This window comes from Microbispora bryophytorum (assembly GCF_006874465.1).
GTDB classification, from domain to species: Bacteria; Actinomycetota; Actinomycetes; order Streptosporangiales; family Streptosporangiaceae; genus Microbispora; species Microbispora bryophytorum.
Genome location: NZ_VIRL01000013.1, coordinates 59602 through 84491, shown reverse-complemented (window position 1 = coordinate 84491; position 24890 = coordinate 59602). Strand labels below are relative to the sequence as shown.

The 24890-nt window shown below is 71.3% G+C and carries 19 protein-coding genes; 10 read left to right on the top strand and 9 right to left on the bottom strand.

From position 1 onward, the window contains the following. Positions 1-61 precede the first annotated feature (61 nt). The 3 genes from FLX07_RS22440 (at position 62) to FLX07_RS22430 (ending at position 6240) form a co-directional block, all read left to right on the top strand. Positions 62-1966: a CHAT domain-containing protein gene (locus FLX07_RS22440; RefSeq protein ID WP_142573053.1), complete on the top strand. Its 1905-nt coding sequence runs from the start codon at positions 62-64 to the stop codon at positions 1964-1966. A 123-nt stretch (positions 1967-2089) separates the two neighbouring features. After that, positions 2090-4438 carry an AAA family ATPase gene (locus FLX07_RS22435; protein WP_142573051.1) on the top strand — a complete coding sequence of 783 codons (2349 nt, stop codon included), beginning with the start codon at positions 2090-2092 and terminating at the stop codon, positions 4436-4438. Positions 4439-4536: 98 nt separating this feature from the next. Further along, complete coding sequence (locus FLX07_RS22430) at positions 4537-6240, top strand: ABC transporter family substrate-binding protein (protein WP_142573049.1); 1704 nt, start codon at positions 4537-4539, stop codon at positions 6238-6240. A 110-nt stretch (positions 6241-6350) separates the two neighbouring features. On the opposite strand, the gene FLX07_RS22425 is transcribed toward FLX07_RS22430, so the two are convergent. The 3 genes from FLX07_RS22425 to FLX07_RS22415 form a co-directional block, all read right to left on the bottom strand. Beyond that, a complete protein-coding gene (locus tag FLX07_RS22425; protein WP_208762326.1) occupies positions 6351-7121 on the bottom strand; it encodes a LamB/YcsF family protein in 771 nt (256 codons plus the stop codon). Positions 7122-7182: 61 nt separating this feature from the next. Beyond that, the gene (locus FLX07_RS22420; RefSeq protein WP_142573278.1) at positions 7183-8685 is read right to left on the bottom strand and encodes a hypothetical protein; all 1503 of its coding nucleotides are present in this window, start codon (positions 8683-8685) and stop codon (positions 7183-7185) included. Between the two features lie 214 nt (positions 8686-8899). Beyond that, on the bottom strand, positions 8900-9082 hold the full coding sequence (locus FLX07_RS22415) for a hypothetical protein (protein ID WP_373292602.1): 183 nt from the start codon (positions 9080-9082) through the stop codon (positions 8900-8902). A gap of 173 nt (positions 9083-9255) precedes the next feature. On the opposite strand from FLX07_RS22415, the gene FLX07_RS22410 reads away from it, so the two are divergent. The 4 genes from FLX07_RS22410 (at position 9256) to FLX07_RS22395 (ending at position 15108) form a co-directional block, all read left to right on the top strand. Then, positions 9256-9822: an HhH-GPD-type base excision DNA repair protein gene (locus FLX07_RS22410; RefSeq protein WP_142573045.1), complete on the top strand. Its 567-nt coding sequence runs from the start codon at positions 9256-9258 to the stop codon at positions 9820-9822. Positions 9823-9999: 177 nt separating this feature from the next. Continuing rightward, positions 10000-12081: a SpoIIE family protein phosphatase gene (locus FLX07_RS22405; protein ID WP_142573043.1), complete on the top strand. Its 2082-nt coding sequence runs from the start codon at positions 10000-10002 to the stop codon at positions 12079-12081. 218 nt (positions 12082-12299) lie between these two features. Next, on the top strand, positions 12300-13985 hold the full coding sequence (locus FLX07_RS22400) for an RNA polymerase sigma factor (RefSeq protein ID WP_229689884.1): 1686 nt from the start codon (positions 12300-12302) through the stop codon (positions 13983-13985). Between the two features lie 232 nt (positions 13986-14217). Then, complete coding sequence (locus tag FLX07_RS22395) at positions 14218-15108, top strand: hypothetical protein (RefSeq protein WP_223853604.1); 891 nt, start codon at positions 14218-14220, stop codon at positions 15106-15108. A 1-nt stretch (position 15109) separates the two neighbouring features. Here FLX07_RS22395 and FLX07_RS22390 read toward each other — a convergent pair whose 3' ends face one another. Further along, positions 15110-15859, bottom strand: coding sequence for a YaaA family protein (locus FLX07_RS22390; RefSeq protein WP_142573038.1), 750 nt, complete (start codon positions 15857-15859; stop codon positions 15110-15112). A 74-nt stretch (positions 15860-15933) separates the two neighbouring features. Continuing rightward, positions 15934-18390, bottom strand: coding sequence for a pyruvate dehydrogenase (acetyl-transferring), homodimeric type (gene aceE, locus FLX07_RS22385; RefSeq protein ID WP_142573036.1), 2457 nt, complete (start codon positions 18388-18390; stop codon positions 15934-15936). Between the two features lie 62 nt (positions 18391-18452). Between aceE and FLX07_RS22380 the strand changes: the two genes are divergently transcribed. Both FLX07_RS22380 and FLX07_RS22375 read left to right on the top strand, forming a co-directional pair. Continuing rightward, positions 18453-19076: a GntR family transcriptional regulator gene (locus FLX07_RS22380; RefSeq protein WP_142573034.1), complete on the top strand. Its 624-nt coding sequence runs from the start codon at positions 18453-18455 to the stop codon at positions 19074-19076. A 37-nt stretch (positions 19077-19113) separates the two neighbouring features. Continuing rightward, complete coding sequence (locus FLX07_RS22375) at positions 19114-19845, top strand: GNAT family N-acetyltransferase (RefSeq protein ID WP_142573032.1); 732 nt, start codon at positions 19114-19116, stop codon at positions 19843-19845. Between the two features lie 195 nt (positions 19846-20040). Here FLX07_RS22375 and FLX07_RS22370 read toward each other — a convergent pair whose 3' ends face one another. Beyond that, on the bottom strand, positions 20041-20271 hold the full coding sequence (locus tag FLX07_RS22370; RefSeq protein WP_142573030.1) for a DUF7455 domain-containing protein: 231 nt from the start codon (positions 20269-20271) through the stop codon (positions 20041-20043). A gap of 246 nt (positions 20272-20517) precedes the next feature. Here FLX07_RS22370 and FLX07_RS22365 point away from each other — a divergent pair, with 246 nt between their 5' ends. After that, on the top strand, positions 20518-22590 hold the full coding sequence (locus tag FLX07_RS22365; RefSeq protein WP_142573028.1) for a DNA gyrase/topoisomerase IV subunit B: 2073 nt from the start codon (positions 20518-20520) through the stop codon (positions 22588-22590). Between the two features lie 156 nt (positions 22591-22746). Here FLX07_RS22365 and FLX07_RS22360 read toward each other — a convergent pair whose 3' ends face one another. From FLX07_RS22360 to FLX07_RS22350, 3 genes are all read right to left on the bottom strand, one after another. Beyond that, entirely contained in the window at positions 22747-23241 is a 495-nt protein-coding gene (locus FLX07_RS22360) for a beta-class carbonic anhydrase (protein ID WP_142573026.1), read from the bottom strand. 241 nt (positions 23242-23482) lie between these two features. After that, positions 23483-23806 carry a hypothetical protein gene (locus tag FLX07_RS22355; RefSeq protein ID WP_142573025.1) on the bottom strand — a complete coding sequence of 108 codons (324 nt, stop codon included), beginning with the start codon at positions 23804-23806 and terminating at the stop codon, positions 23483-23485. Between the two features lie 16 nt (positions 23807-23822). Further along, positions 23823-24833, bottom strand: a complete 1011-nt coding sequence (locus FLX07_RS22350; RefSeq protein WP_142573023.1) for an SPFH domain-containing protein — start codon at positions 24831-24833, stop codon at positions 23823-23825. Positions 24834-24890 lie beyond the last annotated feature (57 nt).

Below are 24890 nucleotides of genomic sequence, written 5' to 3'. Positions count from 1 at the left end.
AGGCAAGCGGCCGAACGCAACGGATCATGCGGTCGTGGGGAGCGATATCGACGGAAGTCATATGTCCCCGGTGCCGCCCCCGCTCGACCGCCTCGACCCCCGCGCCTGGTGCGCCGTCGCGGTGGCCCGGCTGTCGCACGACCAGCCGGAGGCGGCGCTGGAGGCGGCGCGCCAGGCGATCGGCCGCGATCCGCAGGACGAATGGGGGCATCGCCTGGCCGGCGCGGCCCTGGAGCGTCTCGGCCGCGACACCGAGGCGGTCGCGGCGGCGCGGGAGGCCGTGCGGCTCGCGCCCGGCTCCTGGGCGGCGCGGCTGCGGCTCGCGAGCGCGCTGCGACGGATCCCCGGACGGTGGCGGGAGGCGTGGGCGGAGGCCCGGCGCGCCGTCCGGTTCGCTCCCGACGAGCCCGACCCGCACGTGCTGTGCGGTGACCTCGCACTGCTGCGCGGCGACCACGACGGGGCGGCCCTGGCATACGGCGCGGCGCTGCGCAGGCGCCGGGACCACCCGGCGGCGTGGGTGAACCTCGGCCTCACGCTGCTGCGCTGGCGGCGGCCGCGCGACCACCACGACCCCGCCTGGGAGGCCGACCCGCGCGAGACCGGCCGGGCGCGGCGCGCCCTGGAGACCTGGTCGCGACAGGTGCGCGTGATCCTCGCGGTCGCGGCGGCCGCGGTCTGCGCGGCCGTCGTGCTGGCCGGCCTGGGCCTTGTCCCCGGCATGCACGGGGAGGTGCGGATCGGCGGCGCGCTGGCGCTCGCGGCCGTCCTCGTGGTCTGCGTCCGGCAGGCCGCGCGCGTGGGCGCCTGGGCCTACGTTCCCGGCATGCTCCGGCGCGACCTGCGGCTCGCCATGTCGGTCGCGCTCGGGCTGCTCGCCCCGGCGGCGTACGTGGCGGGACTGGCCACGCTGCCGGAGCCGAGGCCGGGGGCGCTGCAGGAGGTGGGCGAGGTCTGGGCGGGGGCGATCGGTTTGGTGCTCCTGAACCCCGCCGCGGCGCTCGCCGTCAGGCTCCTGGCCGAGACGTGGCGGGGACGGCCGCTCGCCGCGCTTCGGCGGTTCGCCGCCGCGCTGCCCGTGCCACCCGCGCCATCGCCACCCGCGCCACCCGTGCCACCCGCGCCGCCCCCGCCATCTGTCGTGCCCTGGGTGTCCCGCGTGCCGTCGGTGCCGCTCGCCCCGGGCGCCGCCGACCGGGCGGCGACGCGCGACATCGCCGTCGCGTTCTGGATCGTCGCGGCCCGCGCGTGGCAGGCGACCGCGGCGCTCATGCTGGTGCCCAACGCGGCCGGCGTGCCCCTCGCCGCCGTCGCGTGCCTGGCCGTCCCGGCGGTGCTGCTGCGGGCGCGGGCGACGGGCGCGCCGCGGCCGCAGGACCGGTGGCTGGCCGCGGCGCTCACCGCTCCGGCCGTCGCCGCCCTCTGCGCCGCGGGCGCGGGTCTGGCGACGGCCCTCGCGGGACCGGACCCGGCCGTCGTGGCCCTGTGGCGCTGTGCCTGGGGCGCGCTGGCGCTTGGGGCGGCCGCCTTCGCGGTACGCGCCACCCGGGCCTGGTGGCGCGGCGGGCCGGGCCCGTGGCGCGCCTCGCTCGTGCCGTCGGAGTCGCGCGGCAGGTGGATCCCCGGCGACCTGACCCCCTCGGCGGGTCTCAGCGAGGAGGTGCGGCACGCCGCGGCCTACTCCAGGAACGTGGTCCTCGCCTGCACCGGGACGGACGGCCCCCGCGCGCTCGCGGTGAGCGCCGTGACCTCGGTGACCCCGGCGGGCGACTTCCGCCTCATCGCGGGCGACGAGGCGTGGGAGGCGGTGCGGCGCGATCCGCGCGTGGTCCTCTTCGTGGGGGATCCGCGATTCTGGGCAGAGGTACGGGGCGTCGCCGTGCCGGACGACGACGTGCTGCGGGTCACGCCGCGGCAGGTTCTGATGCGCGAATACCCCGGACGCCACCAGGCCCGCACCCGGTAGCCGCGTACCGCGTACCTCGGGCGGGCGGCCCGTTCCGGCGACGTGCGTCGTCACCGCGCCGCATGGGTCCACCCATTCCGTTCGCACGTGCGGTATAACCGGGGTCGAAGCGGGGAGGCGTCGATGCGGGACTCCGACAGGGCACGGGCGGCGAGCCTCTTAAGCCGGACTGCGGCCCGTGATCTGTTCGAACAGGTGCGTTTCCGTTATTTCCATCTTCCGCCATTCGCGCGGCGCGCGCTGTTCGTGGTGCTGCTCGTCGCCACCATGGGAGTGGCGGCCGCGCTCAACTGGTCGCTGGCGCCCACGTTCATCTACACGTTCCTGGCGCTGTGCTTCCTCGCGCTGGCGCTCAGCTACCCGCGCGCCGCCGCGACCGTGCTCGTGCTCGCCGGATGGGGTCTGCTGCTCCCGTTGTTCATGGGCGCGTTCGGCGGGCAGTCGATCATGCCCGGCCTGCTGATGCTGCTGGGCGCGCTGACCGGCGGCGCGGCCCACCTGATCCGGTGGGTCCCGCCGTGGCTGACGACGCTGATGTCCCTCGCGCCCGCCGGGGTCGTCGCGCTGTCGCTGTCGCCGCTGTCGCCGTCCGCCGCCCTGTGGAGCGCGTACGGCGTCGCCGCCGCCGTGCTCCTCTACCGCCTGGTGCTGGCCCGCAAGGTGCGCGCGGAGGCGGAGCGGGAGGCGGCGGGCGCGCAGACCCAGGTGCAGGTGCGCGGGAGGGCGGGCGGCCACCAGCCCGCCGCGGCCGAGACCGCCGCTCCGCCGCCCATCACGGTCGAGCAGGCGCTCGCGGAGCTGGAGTCCATGATCGGCCTGGAACCGGTCAAGGAACAGGTGCGCGCCATCGCCGCGTCGATCGAGGCGGCCCGGCTGCGCAGGGAGGCGGGTTACGCCAACGAGCGGCCGATGCGCCACTTCGTGTTCGTCGGCCCTCCCGGAACCGGCAAGACCAGCGTCGCCCGGTCGCTCGCCAAGATCTTCTACGCGTTCGGGCTGCTGGAGACGCCGTTCGTGGTCGAGGCGCAGCGGGCCGACCTCGTGGGGGAGTACCTGGGGGCCACGGCGATCAAGACCAACGAACTGATCGACCGCGCGCTCGGCGGCGTCCTGTTCGTGGACGAGGCGTACAGCCTCATCAACTCGGGCGACGGACAGCCCGACCGGTTCGGCGCGGAGGCCGTGCAGACGCTGCTCAAGCGGGCCGAGGACGACCGTGACCGGCTCATCGTCATCCTGGCCGGATACGAGCGGGAGACGAACGACTTCCTCGCGTCCAACCCGGGGCTGTCGAGCCGATTCGCCACCCGGGTGCGTTTCCCCAGCTACAGCCCCCCGGAACTGCTGGAGATCACCGAGGCGCTGCAGCAGCGCCGGGGAGACCGGCTCGCCGCCGAGGCCCGTCCCGTGCTGCGCCGGCTGTTCGAGGACGTGGAGCGCCGCGGGCTCGTCGACGACCTCGGCAACGCCCGCTTCGCCCGCAGCCTCGCCGAGGCGGCGGCGCAGGCCCGTGACGTCCGCGTGGTGAGCGCGGGCGGGTCGCCGCGCGGCGAGGACCTGGTCACCGTCGCCGCCGACGACGTGACCAAGGCGTTCAACGAGATCACCGCGCGATACCGCGGCTACCAGGTCACCCCGACCCTGGACGAGGCGCTCGCGGACCTCGACAGGATGGCCGGCCTCGAACCGGTCAAGCGGCAGGTCCACGCGATCACCGCCCAGCTCAAAGTGGCCAGGATGCGCCAGGAGCAGGGCCTGCCGGTCCAGTCGCAGATGCGGCACTTCGTGTTCGTCGGCCCTCCGGGCACCGGCAAGACGACCGTCGCGCGCATCCTCGGCCGGATCTTCTCCGCGCTGGGCCTGCTGGCCCGGCCCGACGTGGTCGAGGCGTCGCGGGCCGACCTGGTCGGCCAGCATCTCGGCGCCACCGCGATCAAGACGAACGAGCTGGTCGACCGGGCGCTCGGCGGAGTGCTGTTCATCGACGAGGCCTACAGCCTGGTCAACACCGGCTACTCGGGGGGCGACGCCTTCGGGGCCGAGGCGGTGCAGACCTTGCTGAAGCGCGCCGAGGACGACCGCGACCGCGTGGTCGTCATCCTGGCCGGTTACGAGCGCGAGATGGACGCCTTCCTGTCGACCAACCCGGGCCTGGCCTCCCGGTTCAACCAGCGCGTGTCGTTCCCTTCCTACCGGCCGTCGGAGCTGACCGAGATCGCGCAGTTGCTGGCCGCGAGGAGCGGCGACAGGTTCGACGCCTCCGCCGCCCGCGACCTCGCCGACGTCTTCGACTGGGTCTGCCGCGAGAGGCTCATCGACGGGCTGGGCAACGGCCGTTTCGCGCGGTCGCTGTACGAGCGGGCCGCGCTGCGGCGCGACGTCCGGATCGCCGAGCAGGGGTCGGCGAACGCCGCCGAGCTGACGACGATCATGAGCGAGGACGTCCGCAGCGCGGTAGACGAGTTGTCCTGATGTCGTAGGAAACCCCGGACGCGTGTCCCGATGGCCGCAGGCCGTCACTTCCTGCTACTAATCGACTGCGTATGGTAGCCGGAGGATCGGAGAAGCGCGTGAGAGCACGATGGCCGGTTGCCCTGGCCACACTGGCCGCTCTGTGGGCCGCCGGTGCCTGCGGCGTGCAGCGGGGGCCCGGTGAACCGGACAGCGGGCTCGCCCCCTCCCCGGTCAAGGCGTACGACGTCAACCCGCTGGCCCGCGACAAGGTCAAGGACGGCGGCACGCTCCGGTGGGGGCTCACCGACTTCCCGGCGCAGTGGAACCGCAACCACGTCGACGGCGACAGCACCGCCGTCAAGGTGGTGACGGACGCGCTGATGCCCCGCACGTTCCGATCCGATGAGCGGGGGCGGCTGACCCTCGACACCGACTACGTGACCAACGCCAGGATCACCGCGACCTCCCCCCGGCAGGTCATCACCTACTCCATCAACCCCAAGGCGAAGTGGTCGGACGGCAGGCCGATCACCTGGACGGACTTCGCGGCGCAGTGGAAGGCCATGAGCGGCCGCGACCGGGACTACCGGGTCGACTCGACCATCGCGTACGAGAACATTCAGAGCGTGGCCAGGGGGGCGAGCGACCGCGAGGTGGTGGTCACCTTCGCCCAGCCGTTCAACGAGTGGCAGTCCCTGTTCACGCCGCTGTATCCCAGCACCACCGACGCGACCGCGGCGGCGTTCAACGCCGATTGGATCAACCGCATCCCGGTGACCGCGGGGCCGTTCCGCGTGGAGAACCTCGACGTCAAGGGCAGGACGGTCACGCTCTCGCGCAACCCCGCCTGGTGGGGCAACCGGGCCAAGCTGGACACCATCGTGTTCCGGACCGTGCGTCCCGACCAGATGGTCCACGCGTTCACCAAGGGAGATGTGGACGTCTTCGAGGTGGGCCCGTCCCCCGACGACTACGCGAGGGTCAGGGAGGCCTGGGACGCCGTGATCCGGCAGGCGGCCGGCACCCAGTATCGGCAGCTCACGCTCAACGGGGAGAGCCCTGTCCTGGCCGACGCGCGTGTGCGCGAGGCCGTCGCGGCGGCGCTCGACCGCCGGGGCCTCATGCAGGTGGACCTCAAGGGTCTCGGCTGGCCGACCGTGACGCTGGACAACCACTTCCTCATGAACAGCCAGTACGGCTACCACGCCAACGCCGGGGAGATCGGCAGGTACGACCCGAAGCTGGCCGGGCGGCTGCTCGACCAGGCGGGCTGGAAGCTGTCGGGCAAGACCCGCGTGAAGAACGGCAAACCACTCACGCTGCGCTTCGTCGTCCCCGACGGCATCGTCATGAGCGGCGTCGAGGCCGACGTCGCACGGCAGATGCTCGACCGGGTGGGCGTCCGGGTCGACGTGCGCAAGGTGTCCTTCGACGACTTCTTCGGCAAGCACCTCATCCCCGGTGACTTCGACATCACCGCCTTCGCCTATCCGAGCACGCCGTTCCCGGTGTCGAGCGCCTTCGACATCTACGCGGACGGCGAGAACGGCGGCCGGGGCGACGACATCGAGTGGTACTCCAACATCGGGCGCAGCGGAAGCAAGCAGATCGACGACGCCATGTACCGCGCCGGCAGCACGCTCGACCCCGACAAGGTGCCCGGCCTGCTGAACGACGCCGACCGGCTGGTGTGGAAGAAGGTCAACGTGTTGCCGCTCTACCAGTGCCCGCAGGGCGTGGCCGTGCGGTCCGCGCTGACCAACATCGGGGCCAACGGGTTCTTCGACCTCAGGTACGAGGACATCGGCTACGCCTCCTGAACGGCGGCCGGCGGGCCGCCGCCGGGGCGCCCGTGCGGGGACCGGCGCCGCGCGCTCGCCCGTGGTCCTGCCCGTGGTCCTGCCCGTGGTCCTGCCCGTGGTCCTGACGGTCACGTGAACGGCTGCACCGTCACACCCGCCTCCACGAGCGCCTTGCGGACCGCGGCGGCGATCCGTACCGCGTCGGGCGTGTCCCCGTGCACGCAGACGGACCGGGCGCCGACGCGTACCTCGCCGCCCTCGATCGTCGTCACCACGCCCTCCGTGGCCATGCGCACGGCGCGGGCCGCGATCTCGTCCGGGTCGTGGAGCACCGCCCCCGGCCTCCGCCGGGGGACCAGCGTCCCCTCCGGCGTGTACGCGCGGTCGGCGAAGCACTCGGCCACCGTCGGAACGCCGTGCCGGGCGGCCACCCGCGAGAGGGCCGACCCGGGCAGCGTGAGGATCGGCAGCGCCGCGGCGGCGGGGGCGAAGGCCATGACGGCCGCCACCACGGCCCCGGCCTGCTCCTCGTCCCGGCAGGCGCGGTTGTAGAGGGCGCCGTGCGGCTTCACGTACGCCACCCGCCCGCCCATCGATCTGGCCATGCCATCAAGGGCGGCGAGCTGGTAGAGGACGTCGGAGCATAGCTCCTCCGGGTCCACCTCCATCTCCCGGCGGCCGAAGCCGGCCAGGTCGCGGTAGGAGACCTGCGCGCCGATCGCCACGCCGCGGTCCGCCGCCGCCGCGCAGGTGCGGCGGATGATCAGCGGGTCGCCCGCGTGGAAGCCGCAGGCCACGTTGGCGCTCGTGACCAGGTCGAGCAGGGCCACGTCGTCGCCCAGCCGCCAGATCCCGTATCCCTCTCCGAGATCGGCGTTCAGGTCCATCACGTTGTTCATCTGCCGTGTCTCCCAGCTCTGCGCGGTGTCCATCCTGCCGCAGGGGGAGGAGTTCCGGGCGTCAGGCGGGAGGTTCGTCCGGGATGTCGGCGATGTCGTCCAGCGCGGCGGCTAACTCGTCCGGATGGTCGCCGATCCGCTCGGCGATCTCGATGAGGACGTGGAGCACGTCGTGCCGGTCGTGCCCCAGGTCGATCAGGCGCTGGGCGGCCTCCCACAGCTGCGGCGGGTCGCCCACCCACAGCCGGCTCGCGATCTCCTCGTGCCAGGCGAGGTGCTCCTCCAGGTCCGTACGGCCGATCTCGTCGGTGTGGTCGATCTCCAGCAGGATGCGCCGGTCGGCCTCGTCCGCCGGGTTCAGCAGGTCGAGGCTGGTCGAGCCGCGCATGCCCTGCAGCAGGGGGAACGCGAACGCGCGCCGGGCCAGCGCCGACAGGTCGCCGTCGGGCAGCAGCCGTTCCACGAGAGAGCGGTCCAGCCCGAAGGCGGTCGGGTCCCGGTAGGCCTCGGTGAAGCGGGCCGTCGCCTCCCAGACCGCGTCGAGCGTCGCCCGCACGGCCTCCTCGGGCAGCCCGATCCGGGGGCCGGCGAAACGCACCCACGCCGACAGCACGTGCGGCATCGCGTCCTGCTCGGCCGGGGTGAGCAGGACCTTGCGCGGCAGCCAGTCGAGCAGGAGCGTCTCGCACTTGGTCGGGCTCACCCGCATCGGCCGGCCGAAGTCCTGGTCGCAGCCGTAGTCGATGATGTGGTCGGCGCACCGGGACGCGGCCGAGGGGTCCGACAGGTTCTCCGCCGTGTCCGAGGCGAGGAACTCGGCGGCCAGCATCGCCCGGCGGTCGCGGCTGTAGGGGGCCTCGGCGTGCGCGGGCGCGGGCCGCATCCGCCCGGGCGGCAGCGCCTTGACGCGTGCCCGCGCGAACGCGTGATAGGCGCTGTAGCTGTCGCTCACGAGCTTCGGGCCGGTGCGGCCGTGCGCGGCGGCCCGGGCCGCCTTCATCGCGAATTCGAGCAGCGCCCGCGCCTGCTGCGGCTCCAGCTCCTCGAACCGCAGGAGCGCGTTGCCCGCGGCCTCCAGCCTGGCCTGCTCCAGCAGCTTGTCGACATGTGACGACACCCAGGCGTCACGGGCCATGCCGCCCATGTTGTAGTCGACGACCACGACCAGCGCGTGCCTGTCCTCGCCGTTGTAGGCGAACGTGCACACCACGGTGTCCTGGTCGCCGTACACGTCCCTGGAGACGTAGCAGCCGGTGGGCTTGACGGCGCCGACGCGGTCGGCCCAGCGGGGCCGGGCGACGTCCGACTCCATCAGCGCGAGCGCCGCGCCCTCCGCCTTGGCCGCCTGGCGGGCGGTGCCGAGGTAGGCGACGGAGATGAGCAGGGTGAGCGCGGCCGGCGTGCCGGCCTTGGCCGCGTAGTCCACCAGGCCCTCGCCGAGGATCTGCTCGACGTCGCCGCCGCGCAGCCGCCTGCCCCACCACGCGCCGAGCATGTCGGAGACCATGAGCTCGGCGTCGAGCGGGCTGCGCACGGCGAGCAGCTCCCTGGCCGCCAGCAGCATCTCCGCGAACACGTCGTCCGGCGGCCGGGTCTCCCGGGGGTCACGTCGGCGCCGGCGACTCACGAGATCTCGCTCCGCTCGCTCACGGTGAACACCTTCTCGCATTCCCGCCGCCAAGGGCATCAGGAACACGGCCCGGTGACTACCCCGTTATCTGCCGCTCCAGCCTTCCCCGCCGTACGGGTGCGGGCCGGAGCGGCCGCCGGACGGCGCCTCACCTCCGGGAAGGCGGCGCCGAGTTCACCATACCCAGGAGGCGCTCCCGGGCGACCCGCTCGACGATCTCCGCAGTGACGTCGAGCCCCAGGTGCTGACCGCAGGCCCAGGCGTCGGCGACGCAGCGGGCGATTGTGGACGGGGGGACGGTCAGGAATTCCGCGGCCAATCGGTGGGTCACGAGTTCCACCGGTTCACGAAGACCCGGCTCCGATGATGGGCCGCCACTGATTCGTGCTGCGAGTACGGGCATGGACTGCATTCCTCGCTGAATGGGGACCTGCCGCCCCTTATTTCACCTCTTTCCCCGGCGGTGTCAACCCTTCGCGGGCCGCCGCGTGGGAAGCTGAATTCATGCGCATCCGGCTCGCCCAGGATTCCGAGGCCGACGAGCTGCTCGGCCGCAGCCCCCTCGCACTGCTCATCGGCATGCTGCTCGACCAGCAGGTGCCGCTCGAGCGGGCATTCGCGGGGCCCCGTGCGATCGCCGACCGGCTCGGCCGCGACCTGGACGCGCGTGAGATCGCCACCTATGATCCTGACCAGTTCGCGGCCCTGCTCGCGGCGGCGCCCGCCGTCCACCGCTATCCGAAGGCGATGGCGGCCCGCGTCCAGGCGCTCGCGACCTATCTCATCGATCATTACGACGGCTCGGCCGAGAAGGTATGGAAGGATGTCCGCGACGGTGCCGAGCTGCTGCGCCGGTTGCTGGCCCTCCCCGGATTCGGCCGGCAGAAGGCCCAGATCTTCCTGGCCCTGCTGGGCAAGCAGTGTGGCGTGCGCCCGGATGGCTGGCGTGAGGCAGCCGGGCCGTACGGCGAGGAGGGGGTGCACCGGTCGGTGGCCGACGTCGTGGACGGCGAGAGCCTGCAACTGGTTCGCGCGACCAAGCAGGAGGCGAAGCGGGCGGCCAAAAAGTAGGCCGGATCCTCCTGCGCGAGACGCCGGTCTTTTGACAGGATGCGTTGACCGCATGGCGGGCGGGGCTTCCGTCCGTGTATGCCGATCGCCCATGATGTAGGGCAGATCTGCGCTACCAATCACAGTTATGGAGATGTGCCTCGTGGGAGACGCTGGCACGCGACGGAGGTGCCGACCATGAGCGCCGAAACCTCCGTGCCCCGGCCCCGGGAGCCCGGTTTGGACATATCAGACTCCGACCTCTTCAGAGGCCTGATGTCGGAGGCGCCGTTTGCCTTCGCGTTTTTTAACCCGGATGGGCGTTTCGTCCGGGTCAACTCCACCTTTACCGAGCTGACCGGCCATCCTGTCGAGCTGCATCTTGACCGCCGACCGGCCGAGCTGCTGCCGGCCGACCTGACCACCCTGATCGAGGCGGCGCTGCGCCGTATCGCCGGCGAGGCACTGCCGGTCACCGACCAGCGGATCAGGACCCGCGCGGACAACGGCGACAGCCGCCACTGGACGGTGTCGTTCTTCCCGATGCGCGACGACGACGGCGTCGTCGGAACCGCGCTGTTCGGGGTGGACGTGACCGAACGGCAGCTGAACGAGGAAGTGCTGGAGCGCAGCGAGGAGCGCTACCGCTCGCTGGTGGAATCGCAGCAGCAGCTCGTGTGGATCAGCTCGCCCAGCGGCTCGGTGGCCGAGGACGCGCCCCAGTGGCGGGCCATCACCGGCCAGGGCCTGGAGGAGTACCTCGCGCACGGCTGGCTGGACGCCGTGCACCCCGACGACCGTCCCGGCACCGAGGAGGCGTGGCGTGAGGCGCTGCGCGGCCGGACGATGTTCGAGTGGAGCTACCGGGTGCGCACCCGGGCCAGCGGCTATCGGCACTTCGAGGTCCGGGCCGTGCCCATCATCAGGCACGGCCGCGTGGTGGAGTGGGTCGGGGCGAACACCGACGTCACGCCGCAGCGTGAGGCCGAGGAGATGCGCGGCCGCCTCACCGACCAGCTCGGCGCCGCCGCGCTGCGCACCGCCCGCCTCCAGGGCGCGACCGCCCAGCTCGCCGAGGCGCTCACCGTCGAGCAGGTGGTGCAGGTCATCATCGACGTCGGCCGTACGGCCCTCGCCGCCGACCACTCGTCCGTGGCCCTGCTCGACCTCGACCGGGCGACGCTGAAGCTGATCAGCAGCGGCGGCACCCCGGACACCCGGGGCGAGGAGATCGATCTCTCGCAGCCCAACGTGATGACGATGGCGGTCAACAGCCGCCGCCCGCTCTTCGCCGAGTCGCCCGACAGTCTGCGGGCCCAGCTCGAGGACGCCGGCGCCGAGGAGGCGCAGATCTCCGGCTTTCTCACGCAGACGGACGAGCGGGCCTGGGTGGGCCTGCCGCTGCTGGCGGCCGGGCGGGCGCTCGGCGCGCTGCGGTTCTCGTTCACGCGGACCCAGAAGATCTCACAGGAGGACGGGGTCTTCCTGGAGGCGCTGGCCGGGCAGTGCGCCCTCGCGGTCGAGCGGGCCACGCTGTTCGAGCGCGAGCACAAGACGGCCGAGACGCTGCAGCGCAGCCTGCTGCCCGAGCGCCTGCCGGTGGTGCGGGGCCTCATGCTGGCCTACCGCTTCCGCTCCGGCTCACGTCACGTGCAGGTGGGCGGCGACTGGTACGACGCGTTCGTCCTGCAGGACGGCCGGGTGGCGGCCGTGGTGGGCGACGTCATGGGCAAGGGCGTCAAGGCGGCCGCCGGCATGGGCCGGATCCGCAACGCCATGCGCGCGCTCGCGCTGACCAACCCGCCCCCGGCCGCGGTGCTGACGGGGCTCGATCGCGTCTTCGAGGCGACCGAGGAGGAGGAGCAGGTCACCACCCTGGCGTACATGGTCGTCGAGCCCGGGACCGGGGAGGGCACGCTGGCCCTGGCCGGTCACCCGCCGCCGCTGCTGGTCTCGCCGCAGGGCGTCGGTCTGCTGCACGAGACCGAGCCGGGCACTCCGCTCGGCTGGGCCACGAGCCGCAAGCAGTTCCGGTTCTGCGTGCCGCCGGGTCACACCGCCGTTCTGTACTCGGACGGTCTGGTGGAGAACCGCAAGCGCGGGCTGGACGCCGGACTCAGGGAGCTTTCGTCCGTCGTGGCCGAAGCGCCCCCGGAGGTCCTGAGCAGCCCGAATATGCTGCTTGATTTCCTGGTGGACCACATGCTGTCCGGGTATGAACAGGATGATGATGTGACGGTACTCGCGATCCACGTCCCACCGGCCACGAAGAGTGACTGAATGAAACAGTCATAACGGTTGCTTTCGGGTATCGGTGACCTCCTTCCGTACGCACTAGTGTCTCGGTCGGCCTAGGGTGGAGGAGCAACCGGCGGGACGCGGCCGTATCACGTACCGCGGCGTGCCACAATGGCATGTCGCGGTCTGCGCGACCTCACCACCGGAAAAGAAGAAGCACCTGGGTCCATTCTCGCCATGCGTTCGTTCGAGAGGTGTTCGTGTCGCCTGCAAGTTCGACTCGCTCGAAGCCGTCGGAGCTGAACGAGCCAGTGATTCAGCAGCTCCTCGAGCGTGGGCGCTCGCAGGGTTTCCTCGAGTCCGAGGATGTCCGCAAGGCCTTCGAGGAAGCGGACATCCCGATGTCGCAAGCCGCTGGATTCCTGCGCAGCCTCAGCAAGGAGGGTGTGACCGTTGTGGTGACGGCCGCCGACTCCGCGGCTCCCAAGCGTTCTCGAGGTCAAGCCAAGCGCCGCACCACCGCGCCCGTCAAGAAGACCACCAAATCCGCAGCGGCCAAGGAGTCGCAGCCGGAAACCGTAACCGCCGTGGTGACCGACTCCGCGCCGGTCGCCAAACCGGCGCCGAAGAAGCCCGCCCCGGCCAAGCCCGCGGCGCCCGCCGGCAAGCCGGCCGCCGCCAAGGCTCCGGCCAAGCCCGCTCCGCCGAAGAAGGCCGCACCCGCCAAGCCGGAGGCCCCCACCACGGGTCCCGAGGCCAAGGCGGCCAAGGCCGACACCAAGCCGAAGTCCGCCGACCTCGCCGAGGACGACGAGGACATCGAGCTCGAAGGTGACGTCGAGATCGAGGACTTCGACATCGAGGTCGAGGACGTCGAGATCGAGGCCGAGGCGGAGACCGAAGAGACCGAGACCGAGGGAGAGGCCGAAGGCGAAGAGCCCAAGGCCGAGGCGCTCGCCCAGTCCGAGGACGAGGTGCTGATCCTCACCGACGACGATGACGACGCGCCCGTCGCCCAGGTCGCGGCGGCCGGCGCCACCGCCGATCCGGTGAAGGACTACCTCAAGCAGATCGGCAAGGTTCCGCTGCTCAACGCCGAGCAGGAGGTCGAGCTCGCCAAGCGGATCGAGGCCGGCCTGTTCGCCGAGGAGCAGCTCGCCCAGGAGGCCGACGGCCTGCCCGTCGACGTCCGCGCCGAGCTGGAGTGGATCGCCGAGGACGGCCACCGCGCCAAGAACCACCTGCTGGAGGCCAACCTCCGTCTCGTGGTCTCGCTGGCCAAGCGGTACACCGGCCGCGGCATGCTGTTCCTGGACCTGATCCAGGAGGGGAACCTGGGCCTGATCCGTGCGGTCGAGAAGTTCGACTACACCAAGGGCTACAAGTTCTCCACGTACGCCACCTGGTGGATCCGGCAGGCGATCACCCGGGCCATGGCCGACCAGGCGCGGACCATCCGCATCCCGGTCCACATGGTCGAGGTGATCAACAAGCTGGCCCGCGTCCAGCGGCAGATGCTGCAGGACCTCGGCCGCGAGCCCACGCCGGAAGAGCTGGCCCGCGAGCTCGATATGACCCCTGAGAAGGTCATCGAGGTGCAGAAGTACGGCCGCGAGCCGATCTCTCTGCACACCCCGCTGGGCGAGGAGGGCGACAGCGAGTTCGGCGACCTCATCGAGGACTCCGAGGCCATCGTCCCGGCCGACGCCGTCAGCTTCACGTTGCTGCAGGAGCAGCTGCACTCCGTTCTCGACACGCTGTCGGAGCGGGAGGCGGGCGTGGTGTCGATGCGGTTCGGCCTCACCGACGGTCAGCCGAAGACCCTCGACGAGATCGGGAAGGTCTACGGCGTGACCCGCGAGCGGATCCGCCAGATCGAGTCCAAGACCATGTCGAAGCTGCGCCACCCCTCCCGTTCGCAGGTGCTGCGCGACTACCTGGACTGACGCACGAGTCGATCGTCCCCCGGCCACGCACCACGGCCGGGGGACGTTGACGTAGGAGCGTCCCGCAGCAGGCGAAAGATCTGAGGGAAACGACTTAACGCCCTCGTAACCTCGTGGAAGCGCCACGGGCACGCTGACGCTCCTAGGCTCGCGCCTCATGGGAGTGATCGAAGTGGATCGGGCGCGTGCTCGGGGGCCACACGTGATCCCGGACCGCCCGTGGGCGGACACCATGCTTGACGATGCGGTCGAGGCCGCTTCCCGAGGTGACCTCAGACCGGCGTCGGCCGTCCTCGCGGACAGCAGGGGCGACCCGGAGACGCGGTCGCTGCGGGTGGAGGCGCTGTCGCGGACCGCTGTCGGGGCGAGCCGGTCGATCGAGGCGCTGCTCGCCCACGACCAGGGCAATCCCGACCTCTGGCTGTGGCTCGGCCGTACACGGCTGGAGGAGGCCTGGGAGCTGAGGCCCGACGTGCGGGCCAGGGCGGTGCAGGCGGACCGGCTGCACGCCTACCGGTCGGCGATGGACCAGGCCAGGCAGCCGCTGCTGGCGGCGGCGGGGCTCGCGCCGGGCGACCCGGTGCCGTGGGAGTGCCTGATGTGGCTGGCCATCGGGCTGGACCGGCCGCGCCCCGACAAGGACGCGGTCTGGTACGAATGCTCCCGCCGGTGGCCGGCGCTGTACTCGGGGGCGCTGGCCCGCCTGATCACCCTGTCGCCCGGCTGGGGCGGCTCCGCCCAGGAGATGCTGGGCTTCGCCCGTTCCGCCGCCGCGCACGCCCCGGAGGGCAGCCCGCTCCCGGCACTCGTGCCGATGGCCCACTTCGAGATCGTCGCCGCCGGGCGCACCCCCATGTCCCGGGGCGGCTGGTTCTCCTTCGAGGCGCAGCGCGACATCGTCTCGGCCGCCGGCCACTGGGCCGAGCGGCGCATCGGCGGGGCGCACCCGCGCTCGGTCGAGGCGCACAACGTCTTCGGCGCCGCCTTCTACCTGTCCGACCTCCGGCGTCCGGCGCGCGGGCATCTCGCCAGGACGGGCGGCCGCTTCAGCAGGCTGCCCTGGTCGCATCTCGGCGATCCGGCGCAGCAGTATCGCCGGGCCTGCGCCCGGCTGAATCTCTGACTCACTCGTCCACGATCACGTCGAGGGTCCGCGGCTTTCCGCGGCCGGTCGGCGCCGCCAGTTCCACCCGATGTCCCCGGCCGGTCAGCAGGTCGGCCAGGTCACCGGCCGTGCGGGGCCGGTCGGAGGTCTCGACGAGCGTGCGGGCCACCACGCCCCGGGTGGCCTTCGCCATGTGGCTGACGACGGTCCGCTTCCCGGCGGCCTCCCGCAGCACCCGCACGGCCACGCCGCGTTCGCCGGGCTGCCAGGCGGCGGCGTACGTCGCGGACCGCATGTCCACCACGAGCCCCTTCGTCGCGTCGAGTACCGCGCCGATCGACGGCCGCCAGAACGCGGCCAGGCCGCCCATCGGCGGCAGCCGTACGCCCATGGACAGCCGGTAGGGCGGCACCCGGTCGGACGGGCGCAGCAGGCCCCACAGCGCCGAGAACACGACGATCCTCCGGTCGGCCCGCCGCCGGGCCTCGGGGGCAAGGGCGGCGAGGCCCAGATTGTCGTACAGCACGCCCGTGTAGAGGGCGGCGACGGGCAGTGTGCGCGCCGTGGGGAGCGCCAGGTTGCGCTCGATCTCGCCGGTCTGCCCCTCCGACAGGCCGAGCACGTCGCGGGCCTCGGGCGTGCGGCAGAGCGAGACGAGGGCGTCGAGGACCTTCTCGCGCGGGGAGGCGAGTTCGGGGAAGCTGAGCCGGCGGACGGCAGAGGTGCCCCGCTCGGCCTTCCCCTCCGAGGGCGGAAGCAGGATGAGCACGGTTCCGCAGCCTACTGCGCCCCGACCGGAGAGTTTCCCCCGATCGGGGCGCAGCCCGAAGGCGATGGCCGGGCTCAGTCCCGGCCGGTCTCCACCGCCTTGAGCACGGCCTCCGTGATCGAGCGCGGATCCACGCCGAAGTGCCTGCGGACCGCCTCGCGGGTGCCCGACAGCCCGAATCCGTCGGTGCCGAGCGAGGTCCACGGCCGGTCGATCCACGGGCTGATCTGGTCCGGCACCGCGCGCATCCAGTCGCTGACCGCGATCACCGGCCCCGAGGTCCCGGCCAGGGCCTGCCGGATGTACGGCACGCCCGTCGCGGTCATGGCGTCGCGGCGCAGCTCGCTCCACGAGGTGACCGACCACACGTCCACGCCCAGGCCGTACTCCTCCCGGAGCAGCCGCTGCGCCTCCAGCGCCCAGTGGATCGCGGTGCCGCTGGCCAGCAGGTGGGCCTGGCCGCCTCCGTCGGAGAACCGGTAGATCCCCCGGAGGATGCCCTCCTCGACCCCCTCCGGCATCGCCGGCTGGGGCATCGGCTCGTTGTAGACGGTCAGGTAGTAGAACACGTCCTCGGCGGCCGGGCCGTACATGCGCCGCAGTCCCTCACGCACGATCGTCCCCACCTCGTAGGCGAAGGCGGGGTCGTAGGCCAGGCACGCGGGATTGGCCGAGGCGAGGAGCTGAGAGTGACCGTCAGCGTGCTGCAGGCCCTCCCCGGTCATCGTGGTCCGGCCGGCGGTGGCGCCGATGAGGAACCCGCGGCCGAGCTGGTCGGCCAGCGCCCACATCTGGTCGCCGGTGCGCTGCCAGCCGAACATCGAGTAGAAGATGTAGAAGGGGATCATGGGTTCGCCGTGGGTGGCGTAGCTGGAGGCCGCGGCCGTGAACGACGCCATCGATCCGGCCTCGGTGATCCCTTCCAGCAGGATCTGCCCGTCGGTCGCCTCCTTGTACGCCAACAGCAGGTCCCTGTCGACGGACTCGTAGCGCTGGCCCAGCGGCGAGTAGATCTTGGCGGTGGGGAACAGCGACTCCATGCCGAACGTCCTGGCCTCGTCGGGCACGATCGGCACCCAGCGGCGTCCCGTCTCCGGCTCCTTCATCAGGTCCTTGGCCAGACGGACGAAGGCCATGGTCGTGGCCACCGGCTGCTTCGAGCCCTTCTCCAGGGCCCGGAACGGCGCCTCGTCCGGCGTGGGCAGGGGGCGGGGGGAGACCGAGCGGCGGGGGAGGGGCCCGCCCAGTTCGCGGCGACGCTCGGCGGCGTACCGCGCCTCGGGCGAGTCCGGGCCGGGATGCACGTAGGGCGGCAGGTCGCCGTCGAGCGCCTTGTCCGGCACCGGCAGGCCGAGCCGGTCGCGCAGCGCGCGGAACTCGTCCTTGGTGAGCTTCTTCATCTGGTGGTTGGCGTTGCGCGCCTCGATCCCCGCACCGAGGGTCCAGCCCTTCACGGTCTGCACGAGGATCACCGTGGGCGCGCCGCGGTTGTCCATGGCCTTGCGGTAGGCCGCGTACACCTTCCGCGGTTCGTGGCCCGCCCGGGACCCGCCGACGACGCGCCGCAGGTGCTCGTCGGAGTAGGGCACGTCCAGGCCCTGGAACAACCGCTCCCTGATGTAGGAGCCCGTCGAGGCGGCGAACGTCTGGAACTGCCCGTCCGGCACCTCGCCCAGCCGGGCCACCAGTTCGTCCGAGCCGAGCAGCTCGTCCCACTCCCGGCCCCACAGCGCCTTGACCACGTGCCAGCCCGAGCCCCTGAAGACGCTCTCAAGCTCCTGCACGATGCGGGTGTTGCCGCGCACCGGCCCGTCGAGCCGCTGCAGATTGCAGTTGATCACGAACGTGAGGTTGTCGAGCCCCTCGCGGGCGGCCAGGGTGAGGGCGGCCGTGGACTCCGGCTCGTCCATCTCGCCGTCGCCGAGGAAAGCCCATACGTGGCTCTGCGAGGTGTCCTTGATGCCGCGGTTGTGCAGGTAGCGGTTGAACCTGGCCTGGTAGACCGCGTTGAGCGGGCCGATGCCCATGGAGACGGTGGGGAACTGCCAGAAGTCCGGCATGGACCGCGGATGGGGGTACGACGGCAGCCCGCCCTCGGGCTCGCGCCTGAACAGGTCGAGCTGAGGTTCGCTCAGCCTGCCCTCAAGAAAGGCTCGGGCGTAGATGCCGGGGGAGGCGTGGCCCTGGAAGTAGACCTGGTCGCGACCGGCGTGGAAGAAGTGGTTGAAGCCCACCTCATACAGCCAGGCGGCCGAGGCGTAGGTCGCCAGGTGGCCGCCGAGCCCCAGCCGGCTGCCCCGGGTTATCATCGCTGCGGCGTTCCACCGGTCGTACGCCGCGATGCGTTCCTCCAGCTCCAGGTCACCGGGGTATCCGGGCTCCTCGGAGGTCGGGACGGTGTTGATGTAGCGGGTGGTCGTCGCCAGCCGCTTCAGCAGGTAGTCGGCCCGTTCGGGGCCGGCTGCACGGCGGACCGCCTCGAGGGATTCGAGCCATTCGGCGGTCTCCTGCGGGTCGAGGTCTTCTTCCATGAATCCATTAAACACCCTAATGATCGATCATAGGATGTCTGGTCCGCCCTATCATCGGTCCCGTGGAACCCGTCGTGCGATCACCGCTTCGCGACCAGATCCGGCAAACCGTGCTCGACGACCTGAGCAACGGCCGATGGAAGCCTGGCGATCGTATCGTCGAGCGGCGGATGGCGGCCGAGCTGGGTGTCAGCCAGGCCCCGGTGCGCGAGGCGCTGCGCGAGCTGGAGGCGCTCAGGCTCATCGAATCCGCGCCCAACAAGGGCGCGCGGGTCCGCAGGCTCACCCGGAGCGATCTCCGCGAGGTGTACCAGGTGCGGGCGGGCCTGGAGGAGACGGCCGTCCGGCTGGGCAGGCCCCGCGTGGAGGCGTTGCGTACCCACCTCGGCCGTCTGCACGAGGCGGCGGCGGCCGGTGCCCTGCACGATCAGGTGCGGCACGGCGTCGCCTTCCACCGGGAGATCGTCAAAGCCTCGGGCAACGACGTGCTGCTGTCGGTGTGGGAGTCGCTCGGCATCGAGGTGTGGACGCACCTGTCGATCCGCCTGTTCCGGATGCCGCACGAGAGCGCCGCCGGCCACGAACCTCTCGTGGAGGCGTTCGAGCGGGACGATCCGGGGGTGGGCGTCCTGCTCCGCGAGCACCTGCTCGGCTACGCTCCGGGCGAACCCGAGGGAAGGATCTAGCCCTTCTGGCGATCGTGGCGAGGGGTACGAGGAACCGGTGAACGAGGAAATCGCGCAGTTCGACCTGCTTGTCGATGCGGCATGGCCGGCGCCTGGACGGGCCGGGGACGGCGGCTGGACCTACCGGCACGCGGGCGGCGTGACGAAGCGGGCCAACTCGGTGCTGCCGCTGGGAGAGCGCGCGGACCTGCCGGAGGCGGTCGACCGGGCCGAGCGCTTCTACGCGGGCATCGGACAGCCCTGCGTGTTCTCGGTCGGCATGGGCGCCTCGCCCGGGCTCGACGACGAACTCGGCCGCCGCGGCTACGAGCTCGTGGATCCCACTCTGGTGATGACCAGGCCGCTCACCGGTGTTGAGCCCGCCGCCGGTGCGGCGGTGGAGGACAGGCCGTCGGAACGGTGGCTGCGCACCTGGTGGGGCGTGGACGGCGGGCGCCACCGCGAGACCGGGGAGGTTCCGGCGCGGACGTGGGCTGAGCGCATCCTCGGCGGGGTGCCCGCCGGATACGCCCTCCTCGACGAGGGGGCGGTCGGAAGGAGTGTGCCGCAGGGGCGATGGCTCGGGGTCTACTGCATGGCGGTCGAGCCGCACGCCAGGCGGCGCGGGCTGGGCACGGGCGTTCTGCGCACCCTGCTCGCCTGGGGGCGGCGGTGTGGCGCCGACGATGCGTATCTGGTGGTGACACAGGCCAACACCGGTGCCCTCGCGCTCTACGAGCGCGAGGGGTTCACCGTCGCCGGCCGCTACCACTACCGGGTGCGGTCCTGACCCGCCGGCGCTGCCCGCCGCGGACCCCGGGGGAAACGGGGAACGGCGGTCGCGCCAAGCGGGCGGCCCGGGCCGACACCCGGGTCAACGGCTTGTGCCGGCGGCTCGTGCCGATGGCGTGTGCCGGCGGCTTATATGGCGACGGCGCGCGGAGCCGACATCATCGTCTGACGCTCCGGCACGCCGTCTATAGGGTCAGCGCTCGCCTTCAGGGGCGGACGCGGGGGATTCACTGAGTCGGGCCGACTCGTCCTGGATCTCAGCACCTTTGTCGCGCAGCACAGTCACGTGCTGACGCCCATGGTGGGCGCAGAACAGCAACTCCCCACCCACGGGCAGGGTCGCGCGGATGTAGGCCTGAGCACCGCACCGGTCGCACCGGTCCAGGGCCGTCAGCGGCTTGATGGGGGCGAGAGCTCCAGTCACGTATCGCCTTTCGGGTCGCCCCACGCTGTGGGGACGTTGGCGTCAGTCACTTGGCACAACATCTAACCGGATACGGGCCTTCCCAATCATGCTCCGACTACGCCGAGAGCAGAATGATCGGGAAAGTGACGGGGATCACATTGAAAGTGCCAGTCATTGTGCTGCGCCTGGCAAGCTGGTGCGCGTACAAACATTAGGTGGCGTTAAGCTGCGTACGCGTGTTCGATTGATAAGTAGGAGTTGGGTGTGACTGCGGTTCGCGCGGAGACGGGATACACCGCCCGTCATCTCTCTGTGCTGGAAGGCCTGGAGGCCGTCCGCAAGCGCCCGGGGATGTACATCGGCTCCACGGACACGCGCGGGCTCATGCACTGCCTGTGGGAGATCGTGGACAACGCGGTCGACGAGGCGCTCGGAGGCTACTGCACCCGGATCGAGGTCGAGCTGCACGCGGACGGCTCGATCGAGGTGCGTGACAACGGGCGCGGCATTCCCGTCGACATCGAGCCCAAGAGCGGCCTGGCCGGCATCGAGCTCGTCTACACGAAGCTCCACGCGGGCGGCAAGTTCGGCGGCGGCTCCTACGGCGCCTCCGGCGGTCTGCACGGTGTCGGCGCCTCGGTGGTCAACGCGCTGTCCTCCCGCGTCGACGTTGAGGTCGACCGCGACGGCAAGGTCCACCAGATCAGCTTCCGCCGGGGCGTGCCCGGCGTGTTCGACGGCGACGGCCCGGCCGCCAAGTTCCGCAAGAAGTCCGGCCTGCGCGACGGCGGCCCGGCCCCGCGCAACACCACCGGCACCCGCGTGCGCTTCTGGGCCGACCGGCAGATCTTCCTGCCCGAGGCGGAGGTCTCGCTCGACGAGATCCACGTGCGGCTGCGCCAGACGGCCTTCCTGGTGCCAGGGCTCACGCTCGTGGTGCGCGACGTCCGCGGCGAGGAGCCGGTCGAGGAGACGTTCCGCTTCGACGGCGGCATCAGCGAGTTCACCGAGTTCCTCTCCCGGGACGAGGCCGTGTGCGACGTGCTGCGGCTGCAGGGGGAGGGCCACTTCCACGAGACGGTCCCCGTGCTCGACGAGCAGGGGCACATGACGCCGACCGAAGTCGAGCGGGAGCTCACCGTCGACGTCGCGATCCGCTGGGGGAAGGGCTACGAGACGACCGTACGCTCGTTCGTGAACGTGATCGCCACGCCGAAGGGCGGCACCCACGTCGCGGGCTTCGAGCGGGCGGTGGTCCGCACGGTCAACGAGCAGCTCAGGGAGACCCGGCTGCTGAAGAACGGCGACGAGCCGGTGACCAAGGAGGACATCCTCGAAGGGCTGACCGCGGTCGTCACCGTGCGGGTGCCCGAGCCGCAGTTCGAGGGACAGACCAAGGAGGTGCTCGGCACCTCCGCGGCCAGCCGCATCGTCGCCCACGTGGTCGCCCGTGAGCTCAAGGCGCTGTTCGCCACCCCCAAGCGGGGGCAGAAGCAGCAGCTGCGCGCGGTGCTGGAGAAGGTCGTCGCCGCGGCCAAGGCCCGCATCGCCGCCCGGGAGCACCGGGACAACCAGCGGCGCAAGTCCGCCCTGGAGAACTCGGCGCTGCCCGCCAAGCTGGTCGACTGCCGCAGCGACGACGTCGACCGCAGCGAGCTGTTCATCGTCGAGGGCGACTCCGCCCTGGGCACGGCCAAGCTCGCCCGCGACTCGGAGTTCCAGGCTCTGCTGCCGATCCGGGGCAAGATCCTGAACGTGCAGAAGGCGTCGGTCGCCGACATGCTCAAGAACGCCGAGTGCGCGGCGATCATCCAGGTGGTCGGCGCCGGGTCCGGCCGCTCGTTCGACATCGAGTCGGCCCGCTACGGCAAGATCATCCTGATGGCCGACGCGGATGTGGACGGCGCGCACATCCGCTGCCTGCTGCTCACTCTCTTCCACCGCTACATGAAGCCGATGGTCGAGGCCGGGCGGGTGTTCGCCGCGGTGCCGCCGCTGCACCGCATCGAGGTCACCAATCCCGGGCGTGGCCAGGACAAGTACATCTACACCTACAGCGACGCCGAGCTGCACAAGGTCATGCGTGACCTGGAGCGGCGCGGCAAGCGCTGGAAGGACCCCGTGCAGCGTTACAAGGGTCTTGGTGAGATGGACGCCGACCAGCTCGCCGAGACGACCATGGACCCCCGTCACCGTGTCCTGCGCCGCGTGCGGATCGAGGACGTGGAGGATGCCGAGCACATCTTCAACCTCCTCATGGGCAGCGACGTGGGTCCGCGCCGCGAGTTCATCATCGGCAGCGCCGCCGAGGTGGACCGCGACCACATCGACGCCTGACCGGTGCCGGCCGCGCACCGGCTCGGCGGTCTTGAGCTCGGCGTCGCGAGTTCGGCGTCCCGAGCTCAGCGTCGCGGGCCGTTGGTCCTCGCCCCGATCAGGCGGTGGTTTTCCGACTTTTCCGGGCTACGTGGCGTGTGACGGGCGCAGGCCGCGTCAGGGCTTGACCTCGCGCAGCCGCCCGGTCTCGACCTCGTAGACGAACCCCCGCACCGAGTCCTTGTGGGGGATGAACGGGTCGGCCGTGATCCTGTTGATCGACTGGATGACGTCCGCGTCGAGGTCGGAGAACGCCTCGGCGGCCCAGTCGGGCTTGATCCCGACCTCGGCCTCGATGCCCCGGCGGAAGTCGTCGTCGGTGAAGGTCAGCATGCCGCAGTCCGTGTGGTGGATGAGGATGATCTCCCGCGTGCCGAGCAGACGCTGGCTGATGGCGAGGCTGCGCCGCTCGTCCGCGGTCACCACGCCGCCGGCGTTGCGGATGACGTGAGCGTCGCCCTCGGTCAGCCCGAGCAGACCATACACGTTCAGCCGGGCGTCCATGCAGGCGAGGACGGCCACCCCGCGCGCCGGGGGCAGCGGCAGGTGTCCCTTCTCGAAGCCCGCGGCGTACCGCTCGGCATTGGTGAGCAGTTCGTCGGTGACGCTCATGAGGTGTCCCTTCTGGTCGCGTGAGTCGCTGGTCTCACCCTTGCCGCTTATCCCTACCAAGTCAATAGGAATAATGACTACCTGTGATTCGAAGGTGCCGGACGGTCATCTGTGACCATGGATCCCACGGCATCTCTCGATCACGACCGGAAGAGCCATGCGACCGTGCGGCCGCTCACCGCTGAGGACGTCGCCTGGATGCGGGAGCTGCTCACCGAGCGGTGGGGAGGAGTCGTCTCGGTCAGCCGGACTCGATCTCCAGGGTGCTGACCCGGTTGCGGGCCTCAAGCATGCCCTCCCGGTAGCGTTCGTCCCAGTCCGGATCGTCGTCGCGGATGGACCTGACCGTCTGCCTGGTCAGCTCCAACGGCCCGTTGGGGCCGGGCGCGACCTTGCGTACGACGATCATGGTCCACCCGTTCTCCATGACCGTGCCGGCCTCCCAGCGGGGCGAGCCGGCCGCCTCGCGCCGGGCCGCCGGTTTCCCGGCGCGAGTGAGCGTCACGAGCAGATACACGAGCACAGCGATGACGATGAGCGTCACCGGAAGGGCGAGCAGGCGCATCGGGGGTCCCGGCTCCCTACTTGGTGGGCAGAGCGACGCCTCCAGTATTGCCCGGCGCGTACACCGTGATGCCCTGGGGCAGTGCCTTGAGCTTCTCGATCTCCGCGCACGTGGGGCACTTGGTGTAGCCGTCCTGCCGGGCCTTGTTGGCGTCCGCCTCCGCGCGCGCCTGGGCGACCTTCGCCTGCGCCTCTGTGACCTTCGCGAACGCGGCCTGCGCCTGGTTGACCGCCTCCTGGACCTCGCTGGGCAGGGTGACCCGCGAAAGGTTGAAGTGGATGCCGGTGAGATAGTCGGCGCCGAGGGTCGACTTGAGGTCCTCGGCCAGGCTCGTGTTCACCGCGCCCTGGATCTTGGCGATGTTGGCGTTGTTGCCCTGCTGCGGCACGCCCCCGGTCTGCTGGCCGGCGCTGTTGTTCTGCACGAGCGCGCAGGAGGAGACCAGTTGCGCGCACCGGAAGTTGTTGATCTGGGTGCGCAGGTCGTTGTCGATCACCGGCCGGACGATCTGGTCGAGGAAGGCGGACCAGCCCTCGTCGCCCTCCCAGGGGTAGTAGGTCCCGCCGTTGGTGCTGCGGAACTTGCGCGTGCCGAACTTGTCGTCGAACGACTTCAGCGTCTGGTGGTCGAGGTTGAGGCCGAAGTAGAGCGTGCCCTCGATGCCCATGTTGACGCCGTCGCCGCTCGGCACGTTGACCACGTCGACACCGGACCTCTCGCCGTGTCCGGCGTCGGAGGTGATCGTGTAGAACCGCTGCTGGGCGGGGTAGCGGTGTATCTGGGACCACCAGCCGATCCAGGTCACGCCGGAACCGGAGTCGATCACCTGCCGGACCTTGTTGTCGTCGAGCGGGCCGCCGTCGCGGACGACCGCCACCTCGCCGCCGCTGGTGCGTTCGAACCCGCTGAACGCGCCGAGCAGGGTGGGCGCCCCGGCGACGATGAGCGCCAGGATCACCAGGATGGCGATGCCGCGGAAGGAGCGGCGTGAGGTGCCGCCGGAGGCGGAGGGGGTGCGGCTGGGCATGCGGGCTCCTTGGGGGGCGCCTCGGGACCGGTTGTGGTGCCGGGGAAAAGATCGCGT

What these genes read in the sequence shown, in the direction of transcription:
- FLX07_RS22420 (WP_142573278.1), bottom strand. Translation starts at nt 8,685, where the DNA reads ATGCTGCTGGCGGCCAGGGAGCTGCTCGCCGTGCGCAGCCCGCTCGAC.
- FLX07_RS22425 (WP_208762326.1), bottom strand. Translation starts at nt 7,121, where the DNA reads ATGAACAACGTGATGGACCTGAACGCCGATCTCGGAGAGGGATACGGG.
- FLX07_RS22395 (WP_223853604.1), top strand. Translation starts at nt 14,218, where the DNA reads ATGCTTGACGATGCGGTCGAGGCCGCTTCCCGAGGTGACCTCAGACCG.
- aceE (WP_142573036.1), bottom strand. Translation starts at nt 18,390, where the DNA reads ATGGAAGAAGACCTCGACCCGCAGGAGACCGCCGAATGGCTCGAATCC.
- FLX07_RS22405 (WP_142573043.1), top strand. Translation starts at nt 10,000, where the DNA reads ATGAGCGCCGAAACCTCCGTGCCCCGGCCCCGGGAGCCCGGTTTGGAC.
- FLX07_RS22435 (WP_142573051.1), top strand. Translation starts at nt 2,090, where the DNA reads ATGCGGGACTCCGACAGGGCACGGGCGGCGAGCCTCTTAAGCCGGACT.
- FLX07_RS22360 (WP_142573026.1), bottom strand. Translation starts at nt 23,241, where the DNA reads ATGAGCGTCACCGACGAACTGCTCACCAATGCCGAGCGGTACGCCGCG.
- FLX07_RS22440 (WP_142573053.1), top strand. Translation starts at nt 62, where the DNA reads ATGTCCCCGGTGCCGCCCCCGCTCGACCGCCTCGACCCCCGCGCCTGG.
- FLX07_RS22350 (WP_142573023.1), bottom strand. Translation starts at nt 24,833, where the DNA reads ATGCCCAGCCGCACCCCCTCCGCCTCCGGCGGCACCTCACGCCGCTCC.
- FLX07_RS22355 (WP_142573025.1), bottom strand. Translation starts at nt 23,806, where the DNA reads ATGCGCCTGCTCGCCCTTCCGGTGACGCTCATCGTCATCGCTGTGCTC.
- FLX07_RS22410 (WP_142573045.1), top strand. Translation starts at nt 9,256, where the DNA reads ATGCGCATCCGGCTCGCCCAGGATTCCGAGGCCGACGAGCTGCTCGGC.